Annotated in this window: 18 protein-coding genes and 1 tRNA gene; 9 read left to right on the top strand and 10 right to left on the bottom strand. The window is 37.8% G+C overall.

Annotated features, from left to right (window positions below; translation table 11 throughout):
• Nucleotides 1-441: 441 nt before the first annotated feature.
• From LMD38_RS01250 to LMD38_RS01235, 4 genes are all read right to left on the bottom strand, one after another.
• Complete coding sequence (locus LMD38_RS01250; RefSeq protein ID WP_228920154.1) at nucleotides 442-741, bottom strand: hypothetical protein; 300 nt, start codon at nucleotides 739-741, stop codon at nucleotides 442-444.
• A 220-nt stretch (nucleotides 742-961) separates the two neighbouring features.
• Nucleotides 962-1,099 (bottom strand): hypothetical protein, encoded by a 138-nt coding sequence (locus LMD38_RS01245; RefSeq protein ID WP_172794968.1) that lies wholly within the window; start codon nucleotides 1,097-1,099, stop codon nucleotides 962-964.
• 932 nt (nucleotides 1,100-2,031) lie between these two features.
• Nucleotides 2,032-3,012 carry a tyrosine-type recombinase/integrase gene (locus tag LMD38_RS01240; protein ID WP_228920152.1) on the bottom strand — a complete coding sequence of 327 codons (981 nt, stop codon included), beginning with the start codon at nucleotides 3,010-3,012 and terminating at the stop codon, nucleotides 2,032-2,034.
• 228 nt (nucleotides 3,013-3,240) lie between these two features.
• Nucleotides 3,241-3,316: transfer RNA gene (locus LMD38_RS01235), tRNA-Arg, on the bottom strand.
• A gap of 533 nt (nucleotides 3,317-3,849) precedes the next feature.
• Here LMD38_RS01235 and LMD38_RS01230 point away from each other — a divergent pair.
• On the top strand, nucleotides 3,850-4,053 hold the full coding sequence (locus LMD38_RS01230) for a hypothetical protein (RefSeq protein WP_016718896.1): 204 nt from the start codon (nucleotides 3,850-3,852) through the stop codon (nucleotides 4,051-4,053).
• 117 nt (nucleotides 4,054-4,170) lie between these two features.
• Here LMD38_RS01230 and LMD38_RS01225 read toward each other — a convergent pair whose 3' ends face one another.
• Complete coding sequence (locus LMD38_RS01225; RefSeq protein WP_016718897.1) at nucleotides 4,171-5,025, bottom strand: cell division protein ZapC; 855 nt, start codon at nucleotides 5,023-5,025, stop codon at nucleotides 4,171-4,173.
• A gap of 238 nt (nucleotides 5,026-5,263) precedes the next feature.
• Between LMD38_RS01225 and LMD38_RS01220 the strand changes: the two genes are divergently transcribed.
• The 8 genes from LMD38_RS01220 (at nucleotide 5,264) to clpP (ending at nucleotide 9,851) form a co-directional block, all read left to right on the top strand.
• Nucleotides 5,264-5,470 carry a DUF1657 domain-containing protein gene (locus tag LMD38_RS01220; RefSeq protein WP_000216166.1) on the top strand — a complete coding sequence of 69 codons (207 nt, stop codon included), beginning with the start codon at nucleotides 5,264-5,266 and terminating at the stop codon, nucleotides 5,468-5,470.
• Nucleotides 5,471-5,563: 93 nt separating this feature from the next.
• On the top strand, nucleotides 5,564-6,052 hold the full coding sequence (locus LMD38_RS01215; RefSeq protein ID WP_001226063.1) for a YhcN/YlaJ family sporulation lipoprotein: 489 nt from the start codon (nucleotides 5,564-5,566) through the stop codon (nucleotides 6,050-6,052).
• 29 nt (nucleotides 6,053-6,081) lie between these two features.
• Nucleotides 6,082-6,558 (top strand): stage V sporulation protein AC, encoded by a 477-nt coding sequence (gene spoVAC / locus LMD38_RS01210; protein WP_000095406.1) that lies wholly within the window; start codon nucleotides 6,082-6,084, stop codon nucleotides 6,556-6,558.
• Nucleotides 6,559-7,575 carry a stage V sporulation protein AD gene (gene spoVAD, locus LMD38_RS01205; RefSeq protein WP_073530990.1) on the top strand — a complete coding sequence of 339 codons (1,017 nt, stop codon included), beginning with the start codon at nucleotides 6,559-6,561 and terminating at the stop codon, nucleotides 7,573-7,575.
• Nucleotides 7,572-7,922 carry a stage V sporulation protein AE gene (gene spoVAE, locus LMD38_RS01200; protein ID WP_000575919.1) on the top strand — a complete coding sequence of 117 codons (351 nt, stop codon included), beginning with the start codon at nucleotides 7,572-7,574 and terminating at the stop codon, nucleotides 7,920-7,922. The genes spoVAD and spoVAE overlap by 4 nt, the downstream gene beginning before the upstream one ends.
• 9 nt (nucleotides 7,923-7,931) lie before the next feature.
• Nucleotides 7,932-8,138, top strand: coding sequence for a DUF1657 domain-containing protein (locus LMD38_RS01195; protein WP_000215900.1), 207 nt, complete (start codon nucleotides 7,932-7,934; stop codon nucleotides 8,136-8,138).
• A gap of 20 nt (nucleotides 8,139-8,158) precedes the next feature.
• Nucleotides 8,159-9,028, top strand: a complete 870-nt coding sequence (locus LMD38_RS01190) for a DUF421 domain-containing protein (RefSeq protein WP_000018910.1) — start codon at nucleotides 8,159-8,161, stop codon at nucleotides 9,026-9,028.
• 241 nt (nucleotides 9,029-9,269) lie between these two features.
• The gene (gene clpP / locus LMD38_RS01185; RefSeq protein WP_001049162.1) at nucleotides 9,270-9,851 is read left to right on the top strand and encodes an ATP-dependent Clp endopeptidase proteolytic subunit ClpP; all 582 of its coding nucleotides are present in this window, start codon (nucleotides 9,270-9,272) and stop codon (nucleotides 9,849-9,851) included.
• Between the two features lie 392 nt (nucleotides 9,852-10,243).
• Here the strand turns inward: clpP and LMD38_RS01180 are convergent, their stop codons facing one another.
• The 5 genes from LMD38_RS01180 to LMD38_RS01160 all read right to left on the bottom strand — a co-directional run bounded on the left by LMD38_RS01180 (nucleotide 10,244) and on the right by LMD38_RS01160 (nucleotide 13,873).
• Nucleotides 10,244-10,492, bottom strand: a complete 249-nt coding sequence (locus tag LMD38_RS01180; protein WP_000250307.1) for an HPr family phosphocarrier protein — start codon at nucleotides 10,490-10,492, stop codon at nucleotides 10,244-10,246.
• Nucleotides 10,493-10,515: 23 nt separating this feature from the next.
• A complete protein-coding gene (gene whiA / locus LMD38_RS01175; protein WP_000006561.1) occupies nucleotides 10,516-11,466 on the bottom strand; it encodes a DNA-binding protein WhiA in 951 nt (316 codons plus the stop codon).
• Between the two features lie 89 nt (nucleotides 11,467-11,555).
• The gene (locus LMD38_RS01170; protein WP_000712175.1) at nucleotides 11,556-12,509 is read right to left on the bottom strand and encodes a gluconeogenesis factor YvcK family protein; all 954 of its coding nucleotides are present in this window, start codon (nucleotides 12,507-12,509) and stop codon (nucleotides 11,556-11,558) included.
• 3 nt (nucleotides 12,510-12,512) lie between these two features.
• Complete coding sequence (rapZ, locus tag LMD38_RS01165) at nucleotides 12,513-13,394, bottom strand: RNase adapter RapZ (protein WP_000138457.1); 882 nt, start codon at nucleotides 13,392-13,394, stop codon at nucleotides 12,513-12,515.
• Nucleotides 13,395-13,414: 20 nt separating this feature from the next.
• Nucleotides 13,415-13,873, bottom strand: a complete 459-nt coding sequence (locus LMD38_RS01160) for an NUDIX hydrolase (protein WP_001190080.1) — start codon at nucleotides 13,871-13,873, stop codon at nucleotides 13,415-13,417.
• Nucleotides 13,874-13,988 lie beyond the last annotated feature (115 nt).

Here is a 13,988-nt window from a genome sequence, read left to right as displayed (position 1 = left end):
TCGGTCGTTTCATTCACTACGTTCATTCAACGAACTCTTTTTAAGAATCTATAGATATTATTTATAGCTATAATCTTTTAGGCCGTTATCTCATGTAGCGTTAGCGAAATGAGTAACGACGTAAGGAACGTTAGTGACTTACGTATATCTTTTAATCTTTAATTTCTTTTTGGTTACTTTTTCTTTTTCTTTAGTATATAGGGCGTTAAAAGCAGCGTTTGTACTACGCCTATTTCTCACCCCCACCTTACACAAAACGCTAAAACCGTTGGGGCTGTAGGGTTCAAGGCACTTTGTTACATTTTTGTTACAATTGATTTCAGACCTACTTCCTGTAGTACGCATTTTAACGTTTCCCTTTCAGTCCTCTGTATCTGTGTTAAAACATTTAACTTAGTAAAGAATATTAACATTAATATCTTTTACTTGACCCTTACATTATTAATCGCGTTTTAATATATTTTGTACCCTAGTATTATGAATCAGTTTCATTTCTTCATCTAACGCTGCTGCAACTGCTACAGTGCTAGTTAATCCCTTTTCTTTGTATCTTCTAGCAATTGATTGATAAACTTCAATATCCTCCAATTGCTTAAATTGAAGTTCCCATGCATCAACTACAATTACACTTGATACTACAGGAAATCCCTCATTAACCATAGCTTGAACGCATTCGCCTTTATACTGAAAATAGCCTAGTGTGTCTTCTTTTAATGAACGATATACCCTAACAACAACCATAATACTTTCTCCCCTTTAAACATTGTCACCTCATTCTACCATCCATTATCTCCTAAGCTGCCAGGTTATTTTTTAACCTACAGGTGTACTTCTTATATCAGTTTTCCTATTTCGGACTATCTGTACATACTGAAAAATTTAGGGGGAAATTTGTACTGCTAATCGTATTTAAAAATAGAAAAAGGAACATGGATTATCTCCACATTCCTTTTTCAAGTTGCTATATGTTCATTAACAGTTGTTTAATAAATTCAAAAGTTGCACCAGACCCTACTACAGCAGAAATAATCACTTCAAAATTAACATGAAAAGATATTTCTGTTGTATCTGAATCCTTCTTATAGAAGAACTTGAACATATACAACCACCACCTATTTGTACAGCATTTTCGATATAAATTAAAAAATCCCTTTATAATTCATGCAAATGGTGACCACTTTAAAAGCGGTTGATGGTTGAATGAACCTTCTATATTATCTCAAATTTCTTTCTGACAAACAAGTGTTTCTATGTAAAATATTCCTATAATTCTTTTTTTGGTTCTCTTCCTCTCATTTTGGCTAATAGTTCTTAATCTATACATCGTTTAATCCTTATTCCCCTCTATCTTAGTTAGTGGTAAATGCTTTAATTGCCCTCTAGCCGTGGATAGTGGAATAAATCACTTGACGGTTTTGAACGCCCTTTGACATGGTGAAGCGGGGATTGCAGAAACGGCTGATAGCATAGTTATCCCCTAGTTTTTCAAAGTTAAAAATAACTAAGAAAGCTAGAAAGGATAAGTACTATACATGGCTTGCGTTATGCAGTGTCCGTATGCGTAGCCCTATTCACTCAGCGATTTTCATCGCATACATCCTTTTTCTATGGCTTGTCCTTGTAATATCGTCCCTACACAACAAACTGAATGTATTCCCTAGCACCGTAATGCTAACGATAACCACCCGAACCTTTTAGACTAAACGTCTAGGCAAGTTCTCGCCCTCTCATAGCATATGAACAGGTATACACTATGAGTTGCGTATCTTAGACGGGCTTGACTAGAACCCGCTGCACGACCATACGCCAGCCAATCAGTTTTTAACGTGGTTTACAGGCAATTCCACGTTCGGAATTACCGCACACAAAAGTTTCTAATCATCTAAAAAAGGCAATGAGAAACTACGCCCCTTGCTATCCATTTTTCAAAAATGGTATAATACAAGTGCTGAATGTACGGAATATCCGTTATTTAGTTTTAAGCTGAATTATTTTGAGTCACCTACTGCGAATAGGTGGCTTTTTTCTTTTTTAAACTTCTAAATTGTCATTATCACTAGCCTTCATATACTGTTCAACTACGTGAGTATCTGAATAACTTAAATACACTTGTGTAGTCGATAAATCACTATGACCCAAAATAAGACTTAACGTCCTTATATCTCCACCATTCTTTAAAAAGTTAACGGCAAAAGTATGGCGTAAACTATGTGGTGAACACCTACATTCTTTAGTTAAACCCGCTTGTTTCCCGTAGTAATTCATTCTTTTACGTATATGGTCGTATTTCAAAGGTTCACCAAACGAATTAACGAATACAGCCATTCCCAACCCTTCAAAATACTCTCCTGTTTCTGTTACTAGCTGGGCCAATTCATTTTGAACCTTTTTAGACATTGGAATTACCCTACTTTTTCGGTTCTTATTTTTTCTGCCAGGCAATAAAATAACGCCATTATCAAAGTCAACATCATTGATTTCTAATGCATTGACTTCGTTGATACGCAAGCCGCATTTAAGCATTACCAGCATAGCTACATAATCTCTATAACCCGCATAAGAAGTCTTATCAATCATCGCAAATAGACGTTTTATTTGATTGTCGGTCAAAGTATAAATTTTTTGTTCATCTACCTTTAACTTTCTAACACCCAACACGGGATTATTTTCTATAACCGTTTCTTTTTCCAAACGATTAAAAATTGCCCTAATAGCAGATAAGCGAATATTAACTGTCACAGGCGATAACTTTCTTTCTTTTAGCAGCTGATTCACGTACTTCCTTATGTCCTCTTTCGTAACATCTGTAATTAGCTGGCGGTCAATTATCTTAATAAACTCCGCCCAAAACATTCTATAATCGCTTATAGTCCGTTCTCTGTACCCTTCAGCTACATAAATGTCCATTACACGTTCTAAAGCCCTATTAACAGTGATAGACGGCTTATATAGGATAATATCCGTATCAACGTCACGACGCTTTCCAACGGCACGTCTTTTAATTCTTTTCATAACGAAAAAACCCCCTGTACACGATTATTTCTAATCACATACAAGGGGTTTCCCTAGTTTTACTATTAATTTTCAACACGTTCTTCACGCTGTTGAGTGCCGCTTACTTAATACCATAATTCTTTCCTTTTTGGAATAGAACGTGTCATAGCAACGCTAAATGTATGACGGTTATCCAAATTTTTTCTTAAAAGAATGTAGATATAGCAAGACTTTAACGATAAGTAACGCACCCAGAGGGATTCGAACCCCCGGCAGACGTGGTACCGGAAACCACCGCTCTATCCGACTGAGCTATGGGCGCATGATAAAATTTTATAAACCGTTTATTATCAAGGTTTTAAGCCTTCTTCTATTCCGCTTTTCCACATTTAATTTCTTGCGAAAAACCTCTAATAGAAGTGAAATATAACAAGTAAATACCTGCTTATTTTCTTCTCATAATAATAGCAATAAAACCCAGCCAAATCAATAAAAATATCTGATACACATTATATAGAAGGAATCACGCTCCACACAAATAAAAAACTCTCTTAACTATTTATCTCACTATTCGCCGAGCAGTAAGACCCATCTCAAAATTCAGCTAAAGCAAAGAACTAAGGTGGGAAGATGAAGAAAACTCCCACTGAATAAAGTTTCACTTTATTCCTCTGAAGTAGAAAAGAACATCCCTGTAAAACTAAGTCAAGTGCTTGTAGGAACAACACCAACATTTTGAAAGTGTCCATTAAAAACTTAGCAAAAAAAAAAAGGAGTCCCACGTTTTTTTTTATATAGAAGTATACATCCAAAAAATAAGACGGGTGAATAGAATACGTTAAGCGAGGTACATACATGGACATTTTTAAATTTACAAAGAATAACAAAACGACGGTAACAAAGGTAGATGGATCCAAAGAAGAAACGGACAAAAGTTATTCAATTGAAGGTAGCGGTACTGTAAAATGTGTTGTTGCGACAGTAATCGGTATCATTCTGTGGCACAACACAGACTACGTTTCAGAGTTAATTCCGATCCTAAGTAAACTATTGAAGTAACATCAAAACTCGTCAGAGGATGTACAGATTGCCATGCACGTCCTCTGACGAGTTTTTCAATTTAGAATCCACATAAATTCAACCATTAAAAAAGGAGCGAACCCGCTCCTCCTTTCGCTACTTAATTAACTTTCCTTTATACATTTTCCAATAAGAGTACAGCTCTTTCTCTGGCATATATGCCCCGCGGCTCTCCACAGAACCAGACACTGTAATCTTATCCCCTGGTTTAACATTAGCTAACTCTTTTTTATTATCAAAACTCGCAATAAACGTATGTGCTTGTTCCTCACCAGTAAACTCGCCCCACTGTTTAACGATTGGTTTCGTATTCACTACAACTTTAGAACCAAATACATCCGCTACATAACCGCTCCATGTAAACACTTTTTTATGAATATTTTCATCATAAAACTTACTATTTTCATCTGCGCTTAACGCATAATATTTATTTAAAAATTCCTCGAAAGGCAACGTCGTTAATTCCGCTTCTTGTGCTTTACGTTGGTCTTCTTCTACCTTTTTCTTTTCCGCTTCTTGCGCCTTACGCTGTTCTTCTTCTACTTTTTTCTTCTCAGCTTCTTGTGCTTTTAAGCGCTCAGCCTCTTCTTTATCTTTCTTCTTTTTCTCTTCTTCCGCTTCCTTCTGCGCTTTTTCTTCAGCTTTCTTTTCTTTTTCAGCTTGTTGCTCAGCCTTTTTCTTCTCTTCTTTTTCAGCTTGTTCTTTCGCTTTTGCTTCTTTCTCTTTTTTCGCTTCCTCAGCTTGTTTCGCCGCTTGAGCCTTTGCCTCCGGGCTAGGTTCGTAATTAACAGCTCCGACGATTAACATAAGAAACCCTATTGCCATAGCACCGATAATTTTTTTCTTGTATGGTCTTAATCGTTTCATAAAAAATGACAAAATAAAAACAACAGACAGGATTGGAAAAACAATAAATCCTACTATCGTCATTAACAAAAATAAAGTATTCATGTACAACCTCCGTATTAAAATTCCATAAGTGCCCATTATAAACGGATATACCATGCTAAATAAAGAAATTTATATTGGTATTAAATTCCTTACCTTCTATCCTTCCTATGAAATTACCTTCATTCTATACACTCGTCCCTCTTCCCAGAAGCTCCACCCCTAAATTTTCCAATCATAAATTCACTCCAACTCACAAATTATAATCTTTGAATTGATATTCCAAAGGGGGCTTCATTCAATGACTGTAATTACGAAATTAAAGCAAACTGTTTCTGGATTAAAAAGTGCACAAGCTAGCTTAGAGGGATTCGCTCTTGATACGGATAACCAACAAGCTAAGCAACTTTTCCAAACAGCTGCGCAGCAAACACAAACAATTATCGATTCTTTAAACCCACGTGTTGAAGAAGTCCAACAAGAAGAACCACAATACTCACAGCAATAACGAATCAGTCTTGCTGTGAAATAGAAAAAGGGTGATATGCAGTCATCCTTTTTCTATCACATTACATATTGCAATAGAAATGGAATGATGATTATGCGAAAGATCGGACTCATTACCGCGTTATTTATACTTCTATTTAGTTCTTTTACCGGTTGTGATCACAGCCCATTAGATAAAAAGGTAAAAAAAGAAGAAGCAAAACGAACAGAGAAAGAGAAAGGTCCCAAATTAACAAAGACGAGTACGGAATCCTTTAATCAATCTATATCACAGGGAGCGAAGAAAAGAGCTCTCGCTATGGATGAAATTATAAAGAGCGCAGCTGTGAATTCAAATTTAGATCTCTACATAGCAGTTAAGCCTGAGCATCATGAACGATTTGGGTTAAAACCTTTACGCAAGAAACTTCAAAAGCAACTAAGTGACGAATATCCCACTTTCGATGTTCGTGTTAGCACCGATAAAAAAATCTTTATGTTACTCGAAAAGCTTGAAAACAGAATCAAGAAAAAAGAAATATCTAAAGATGAAATCAAAAAACAGTTAAAACTTATCGGATCAGAAATGGAATCTAACACTTAACGCTTTCGAATAGAAAAGGAAGGATTTAAATGTCTAGTAAAGATAAAAACTTAACCCCTGTACAACAGGAATATAAAAAATTCGAGCAAGAACGCGAACCGAAGCGTCCTGTCTTAAAAAACTGTATAAAAGCCTTTTTCGTTGGTGGTTTCATTTGCCTAATTGGGCAACTCATTTCTACTTTTTATATTACGTATTTCGATTTCACTGAACGCTCAGCAGGGAATCCAACAGTAGCAACTCTTATTTTCATCTCGATGTTACTAACTGGATTCGGTGTATATGATCGTCTCGGTCAATTTGCAGGTGCTGGAACAGCTGTACCTGTCACTGGATTTGGTAACTCTGTTATCGCAGCATGCATCGAACACCGAACAGAGGGATTTGTCCTTGGTGTTGGAGCTAACATGTTTAAATTAGCCGGCTCCGTTATTTTATTTGGTGTATTTTCAGCTTTCGTCATCGCACTTATTAAAACGATTCTCGTTCAATGGGGAGGGCTATAAATGTTACAAGGACACCGAACGTGGGTATTTGAAAACAAACCAGTTATTATTTCGACAGGCGTCGTCGGCGGGCCGTTTGAAGCAAAAGGAAAAATCCCCGAAGACTTCGATATCCTTCATGAAGATTTATGGCTCGGACAAGATTCCTATGAAAAAGCACATAAAATTTTGTTCGAAGAAGCTTGTAGCCGCGCCACTGAAAAAGCAGAACTTCGTAAAGATGATATCCAATTTGTACTCGCAGGAGATTTAATTAATCAAATTACCCCTACAAGCTTTGCTTGCCGTACACTGGGCACTCCTTATCTCGGACTATTCGGCGCTTGTTCTACTTCTATGGAAGGTTTAGCACTTGGGGCGAGTATCGTAAATGCAAAAGGCGCAAAATATTTATTAACCGGGGCATCAAGCCATAACACCGCTGTAGAAAAACAGTTCCGCTACCCTACCGAATATGGTGGACAAAAGCCACCTACCGCACAGTGGACAGTAACTGGAGCAGGAGCCGCTATTTTAAGCGATACTGGACATGGTCCTAGGATAACATCCGCAACAATCGGAAAAGTGGTTGATATGGGATTAACAGATCCGTTTAATATGGGAGGCGCAATGGCTCCAGCCGCCGTCGATACAATTGAAGCTCACTTACGCGAACGTCAAATTGACGCCTCTTACTACGATTTAATCGTAACCGGTGACCTCGGGCATGTAGGACGTGAAATTGCTTATGACTTACTACATAAACACGGAACGAAAGTAACGAGCGAACAGTTTCAAGATTGCGGGCTACTCATTTATAGAGAAGGGCAACCTGTCATAGCTGGGGCTAGCGGACCAGGATGTTCCGCAACAGTCGTGTACGGTCATTTATTAAACCGAATGAAAAGAGGAGAGTTCAAAAAAATACTTGTCGTTGCGACAGGCGCTTTACTATCTCCACTTACATTCCAACAAGAAGAAACGATTCCGTGCATCGCTCACGCCGTTTCAATTGAATTCGGAGGTGCAACGCAATGATTTTTTTCTGGGCTTTCGTCATTGGCGGACTCATATGTGTAATCGGCCAACTTATGTTTGATGTCGGCAAGCTAACACCCGCTCATACAATGGCAACACTCGTTGTTGCTGGAGCTATATTAGATGGATTCAATTTGTATGAACCATTAATTGACTTCGCTGGAGCTGGGGCAACCGTACCTATTACAAGCTTTGGTAATGCCCTCGTTCACGGCGCAATGGAAGAAGCCGCAAAACATGGCATCGTTGGCGTTATTACCGGCATGTTTAAAGTAACAAGCGCCGGTGTATCCGCAGCTATCATTTTCGGCTTCATCGGAGCATTGCTATTCAAACCGAAAGGATAAGGTGTTCGTATGACAGTTATCGCTAGCGTCAAAACCTGCCTTGCTAGTGTAAGGGGCGCTCAAGCAAGTTTAAGCTCCCTTTCACTACATTCACAGGACGCAGAATCAAAACGTGTATTTCATGAATGTATGTTAGAAATGGACAGCATCATCGCTGATTTACAAAATAGAGTTTCAGTATTAGAACGTGAAGAACCTCAATATAAAGGGTTTTAAGTAGACTGGAGGAAATGACTATGTCTCACCTGCCGGAATGGACACTTGTCATTCTTCGCTCTGTATTCATATTAATTATTTTATTCGCTATTACGAAATGGTTAGGGAAAAGACAAATCTCTCAGCTCTCCTTTTTTGAATACATAGCCGGAATGACAATCGGTGACATCGCTGCCCAAGTATCTACAGGGCTCGATTCAAAATTTTTTCACGGCGTCTTTGCGATACTCATTTTCGCTGTGGTACCTTTTTTAACAGGAATCCTTTCTTTAAAGAACAAAACAGCTCGGGACTTCTTTGAAGGGAAATCTACTGTATTAATAAAAGATGGAAAGATACTCGAAGATAATTTAAAGAAAGAAAAATATACAAGTGACGAATTACTGGAACTTCTCCGTGGAAAAGATGCTTTCAGCGTAGCTGATGTTGAATTTGCTGTATTAGAACCGAGCGGAGAATTAAATGTATTATTAAAGAAAGATCGCCAACCACTCACAGCAAAAGACATCGGTTTAAAAGTGCCGAACGAAAAAGAACCACAAACTGTTATTATGGATGGCAATGTCTTAGATGAACCGCTATCCGCAAGTGGACATAACCGCGCTTGGCTACATGCTGAACTAGAAAAGCTCGGTGTTGTTATCGAAAATGTCTTTCTCGGTCAAGTTGATTCATACGGACAACTGACTATCGACATTTATAATGACAAACTACAAATGCCTTCTCCTCAAAACAAACCTTTATTATTAGCATCATTAAAAAAATGTCATGCTGATCTCGAACTATTTTCCCTAGAAACAAAGTCGAAATCAGCGAGCGAAATGTATAGTAAAAACGCGAAACAAATCGAAAAGATTTTAAATAAAGTAACCTATCTTTTAAAAGAATAGATATCGCAAGAACGCTTCAGTCAAAAGGCGTTCTTTTCTTTTTTTCTACAGTTTTTATAACGTTTAAATTTATGTAATTCGGTTATGATGTTGAAGATACATAAGCAGGGAATTTCAAAAACATAGCGAATATTTCATGGTACAACTACATATTTTTTTGATTTAAAGTGGTTTCGTTTGACCTTTATTGACCATAATTGTATTATAAGACTAAGAAAGCTTTATAAGGAGGAAATAACAGATGAATTTAATTCCTACAGTAATTGAACAAACAAATCGTGGAGAACGCGCTTACGATATTTACTCTCGACTATTAAAAGACCGCATCATTATGCTTGGTAGCGCAATTGATGACAACGTAGCTAACTCAATCGTTTCCCAGCTTTTATTCTTGGAATCTCAAGATCCAGAAAAAGATATTCACATCTACATCAACAGCCCTGGTGGTTCTATCACAGCAGGTATGGCAATTTACGATACAATGCAGTTTATTAAACCGCAAGTATCAACAATCTGTATCGGTATGGCTGCATCTATGGGTGCATTCTTACTTGCAGCAGGTGAAAAAGGAAAACGTTATGCACTTCCAAACAGTGAAGTAATGATTCACCAACCACTTGGTGGAGCACAAGGTCAAGCGACTGAAATCGAAATCGCTGCTAAACGTATCCTATTCTTACGTGAAAAACTAAACCAAATTCTTGCTGACCGCACAGGTCAACCACTTGAAGTACTACAACGCGACACAGACCGCGACAACTTCATGACAGCAGAAAAAGCTTTAGAATACGGTTTAATCGATAAGATCTTTACAAATCGTTAATAACTAAAAGCGGAAGCGGCTCGTTCAGAATCGCAGGGTGTTGGAGCTTTTACATCCGAGGCGTTTTTTGCCTCGAATGTAAAAGCGAAACAACCGGAGATTCTAGCCGCTGGAGCTGGATAGATTAAAAGCAGAAGCGCCCTATAACAGGGCGCTTTTTTTATATGCTGTTCTCCGCCCACATACCCCACCTAGTATCAACCGAAATATATCGGCGATTTTTCAAATATATCGACCGTAACTCCAATTATATCGGCGATTATTTTAATATATCGACGTTTCGACACAACTTATCGACTTACCGACAATTCTCGACAAGTACGCACACCCCACATACCCCCACCAACAAGCCCCAAACAACAAAAAAGCTATCGCACATGCGCGATAGCTTCTTATTGTACATATGCAGCTAACGCCTCTAAAGCCTCTTCTGCATCTGAACCTTCTGTTGTAATTGTTATCATGCTACCAGTTCCAATTGCTAAGCTCATAATCCCCATTATGCTCTTTGCATTTACTGTCTTTCCATCTTTCTCGATGAAGATATCTGCATGAAAGCGATTGGCCTCTTGTACAAACAACGCAGCCGGACGTGCTTGTAAACCGTTTTTTAATGAAACCTGAACTCTTTTTTGAACCACAGCTCCATTTCCCCTTTAACCTCTTATTTTTTTGCTACCGTTTCCCCCGCGCGTAATTTCTCTGCAATATCATCGATTTTACGCAAACGATGATTAATACCCGATTTACTAATTTTCCCCCCGGATACCATCTCACCTAACTCTTTCAATGTTACATCTTGATAATCTCTTCGTAGTTGCGCAATTTCTCGTAGTTTATCCGGCAATATATCAAGACCAACCGTCTCATCAATATAACGGATATTTTCAATCTGCCTTAGCGCTGCACCAATTGTTTTATTTAAATTAGCTGTTTCGCAGTTCACTAAGCGATTTACAGAATTACGCATATCACGTACGATTCGAATGTCTTCAAATCTTAAAAGTGCATTATGAGCACCTATAATATTTAAAAACTCTGTAATCTTTTCTGCTTCTTTCAAATACGTAATGTACCCTTTTCTTCTTTCCAACGTCTTACTATTTAAATCAAATCCGTTCATCAGTTCACATATAGCATCATTATGTTCCTTATATAACGAAAAGATCTCTAAATGATAAGATGATGTTTCTGGGTTATTTACTGAACCACCTGCTAAAAATGCACCGCGTAAATACGATCGTTTACAACATTTCTTCTCAATTAATTCTTGTGATATATTTCGAATAAATGAAAAGTCGTCTCGAACGATATGAAGATCAGCTAATATTTCGCGCGACTTCTCAACAAGCCTTACGATATATACATTGTTTTTCTTCAATCGCATTTTTTTACGAACAAGTAATTCTACCGTCACGTCATATCCTTTTTTCAAAAGCGTATAAATTCTTCTTGCAATTGCCGCATTTTCCGTTTGAATATCGATTGATAGACGACGATTTGAAAAAGAAAGCGATCCGTTCATGCGAAGTAACGCTGATAATTCTGCTTTCTCACAGCATTCCTTCATCTCCAGATTCGTCAATTCTTTCTTTGTTTCTGATGCAAATGACACAGTCAACACCTCCTTATACGATTATTGTGGAACAAAAATCTTGTCCTATATGAAATGAGGAGCGTTACCTCAAACGAGGCAACGCACATCTACAACAGTGAATATAAAATAGAAGCTAATTTTAATGTATCGTGTCTTACAACACGGTCATCATACTTCGCTAATTGATCTTGAATCACATTAATATTATTTTCAGTAAAACGCTCTTCATCTACTACAACTGGCGCCGACATTTCTTCCTCATATAACTGACGTAATTCACAAGGAATATCACGGTTATTTACAATTGCAGTATCGATAAATGGTTCACCTAAATGATCATGTAACGCCTGCACATGGTCAAACGCAGTATATCCCATCGTTTCACCAGCTTGCGTCATAACATTACACACATATACCTTCTTCGCTTTTGCAGCAAGAACAGCGTCCCCAATTTTGTTAACAACTAAATTCGGTAATATACTCGTATACAAACTTCCTGGACCGAAAACAAGTAAATCAGCTCGTTTAATTTCAGTCAACGTTTCATGTAACGGTTCTACATCTTCTGGAGTTAAAAAGACACGGTTAATCTTCTTTCCGAAATAAGGAATCTTTGACTCACCTGTTACAATTTCTCCATCTTCTAGTTCCGCATGCAGTACTGCACTTTGATTCGCTGCTGGTAATACACGTCCTCTAACATTTAAAACTTTACTCGTTTCTGTAATAGCGTGGAAGAAGTCTCCTGTAATCGAGGTCATACCTGCCAATAATAAATTTCCTAACGCATGACCTTTCAGCCCATCTCCCGTTGTAAAACGATGCTGAAATAAAGCTTCCACCAGTGGTTCTACATCTGATAACGCAACAAGTACGTTACGAATGTCACCTGGGGGTGGAATTTCTAGCTCATCACGTAATCTACCTGAACTGCCACCATCATCAGCGATTGTAACAACTGCTGTAATATCAACCGGATATTGTTTTAATCCTCGTAATAAAACAGAAAGTCCCGTTCCGCCTCCCATGATAACAATTTTAGGCTTTCTCTCTTTTTTCATCCCTTAATGACCCTTTCTCTTCTCCACATCACGATGAGATACATGAACGCTATACTCTGGTTTCAGATGTTTCCCAAGGTATTCTGTAAGCGTAACAGAACGATGCTGTCCACCTGTACATCCAATTGCAATTACAAGTTGACTCTTGCCTTCTCTTTTATAATGAGGCAGCATGAAAGTGATAAGATCAGTCAATTTCTCTAAAAACTTATGCGTCTCATTAAATTTCAGCACATACGATGAAACTTCTTCATCTAGTCCTGTTAATGGCTTCATATGTGGAATGTAATATGGATTTGGTAAAAAACGAACATCAAATACTAAATCTGCATCAATTGGAATACCGTACTTAAATCCAAATGACATAACATTTACACGAAATGCTTGCTCAGTTTCAGTTGAAAATAGGTGAACAATTTTTTCACGTAATTCTTTCGGTTTTAAATCCGATGTATCAAGCACAATATTCGCGCGTGCCTTCATATCTGTTAATAAATTACGCTCTGCTTCGATTCCCTTTAACGGCAGACCAGTTGGTGCAAGTGGATGCGAGCGTCTCGTTTCTTTATAACGAGTTACAAGCGTGCTATCTTTCGCATCTAAGAATAAAATATGAGGAATAATCCATGTACGTTCTGATAAATCATCAAGCGCTTCCCATAAATGTTCGAAAAACTCTCGGCCACGTAAATCAATACCAAGTGCTACTTTATTCATTTTTCCTTTTGAATCCGCCATAAGCTCAATAAACTTCGGCAATAACATCGGTGGTAAATTATCCACACAGAAATATCCTAAATCTTCAAAACTTTGTAAAGCTACTGTCTTTCCAGCTCCAGACATTCCTGTAATAATTACCATTTTTATATCATTATTCTCTGTCATCGTATCCTCTCCTTGACGGTTTAACTCGGATCTAATCGATATGAAAGCAACTCAAAATCTGGGGTATATACAAATGTACCGTAGATTATGCCATTTCCTTTAATTAAATAATCAATAATGTGATAATCTCCTGGTGCCATTGCTAAATCATCAATTTTATCAAATGTATGCCAACCAATGATGCCTTCTTCGCTCTCTAGTTTGTTTTCTCCTGCAAAATCTGTCGCTAAAAAGGAGAACATCATCCATTCAGAAACAACTTTATCACCTTCTTGGATGACAAAGGTGAAGACCCCCTTTAACGCTGGGTTCTTTAAATAAATACCTGTTTCTTCACGATACTCGCGAACAACGGAATCTCTTACAGTCTCACCACGCTCCATTTTCCCGCCTGGTGCAACCCACCAATTCCGGCGAGGTTTTTGGAGTAAGAGTACTTCATTATCTCTAATTAACACACAGTTTGTCACTCTTTGCATGTTTCTTCACCTCAGCTACTTGCAGCAAATTTCTCACTGCATACTCATTTCATTATACTATCAAAAACAGTTTGCTACAACGAAGGAGCCAGTCCCCCTTTCGCTAAGCACTGCT

It is taken from the genome of Bacillus pacificus (genome assembly GCF_020861345.1).
Taxonomy (GTDB): domain Bacteria; phylum Bacillota; class Bacilli; order Bacillales; family Bacillaceae_G; genus Bacillus_A; species Bacillus_A pacificus.
Note: the sequence above shows the minus strand (reverse complement) of the source record. Positions and strands in the feature narration are given on the sequence as shown.

Coding starts and splice junctions, on each gene's coding strand:
- LMD38_RS01170 (WP_000712175.1), bottom strand. CDS start 12,509: ATGAAAAAAGAGAGAAAGCCTAAAATTGTTATCATGGGAGGCGGAACG.
- LMD38_RS01215 (WP_001226063.1), top strand. CDS start 5,564: ATGCGAAAGATCGGACTCATTACCGCGTTATTTATACTTCTATTTAGT.
- LMD38_RS01240 (WP_228920152.1), bottom strand. CDS start 3,012: ATGAAAAGAATTAAAAGACGTGCCGTTGGAAAGCGTCGTGACGTTGAT.
- LMD38_RS01160 (WP_001190080.1), bottom strand. CDS start 13,873: ATGCAAAGAGTGACAAACTGTGTGTTAATTAGAGATAATGAAGTACTC.
- LMD38_RS01225 (WP_016718897.1), bottom strand. CDS start 5,025: ATGAATACTTTATTTTTGTTAATGACGATAGTAGGATTTATTGTTTTT.
- spoVAC (WP_000095406.1), top strand. CDS start 6,082: ATGTCTAGTAAAGATAAAAACTTAACCCCTGTACAACAGGAATATAAA.
- clpP (WP_001049162.1), top strand. CDS start 9,270: ATGAATTTAATTCCTACAGTAATTGAACAAACAAATCGTGGAGAACGC.
- spoVAD (WP_073530990.1), top strand. CDS start 6,559: ATGTTACAAGGACACCGAACGTGGGTATTTGAAAACAAACCAGTTATT.
- LMD38_RS01195 (WP_000215900.1), top strand. CDS start 7,932: ATGACAGTTATCGCTAGCGTCAAAACCTGCCTTGCTAGTGTAAGGGGC.
- LMD38_RS01190 (WP_000018910.1), top strand. CDS start 8,159: ATGTCTCACCTGCCGGAATGGACACTTGTCATTCTTCGCTCTGTATTC.
- LMD38_RS01250 (WP_228920154.1), bottom strand. CDS start 741: ATGGTTGTTGTTAGGGTATATCGTTCATTAAAAGAAGACACACTAGGC.
- LMD38_RS01220 (WP_000216166.1), top strand. CDS start 5,264: ATGACTGTAATTACGAAATTAAAGCAAACTGTTTCTGGATTAAAAAGT.
- spoVAE (WP_000575919.1), top strand. CDS start 7,572: ATGATTTTTTTCTGGGCTTTCGTCATTGGCGGACTCATATGTGTAATC.
- LMD38_RS01245 (WP_172794968.1), bottom strand. CDS start 1,099: ATGTTCAAGTTCTTCTATAAGAAGGATTCAGATACAACAGAAATATCT.
- LMD38_RS01230 (WP_016718896.1), top strand. CDS start 3,850: ATGGACATTTTTAAATTTACAAAGAATAACAAAACGACGGTAACAAAG.
- rapZ (WP_000138457.1), bottom strand. CDS start 13,394: ATGACAGAGAATAATGATATAAAAATGGTAATTATTACAGGAATGTCT.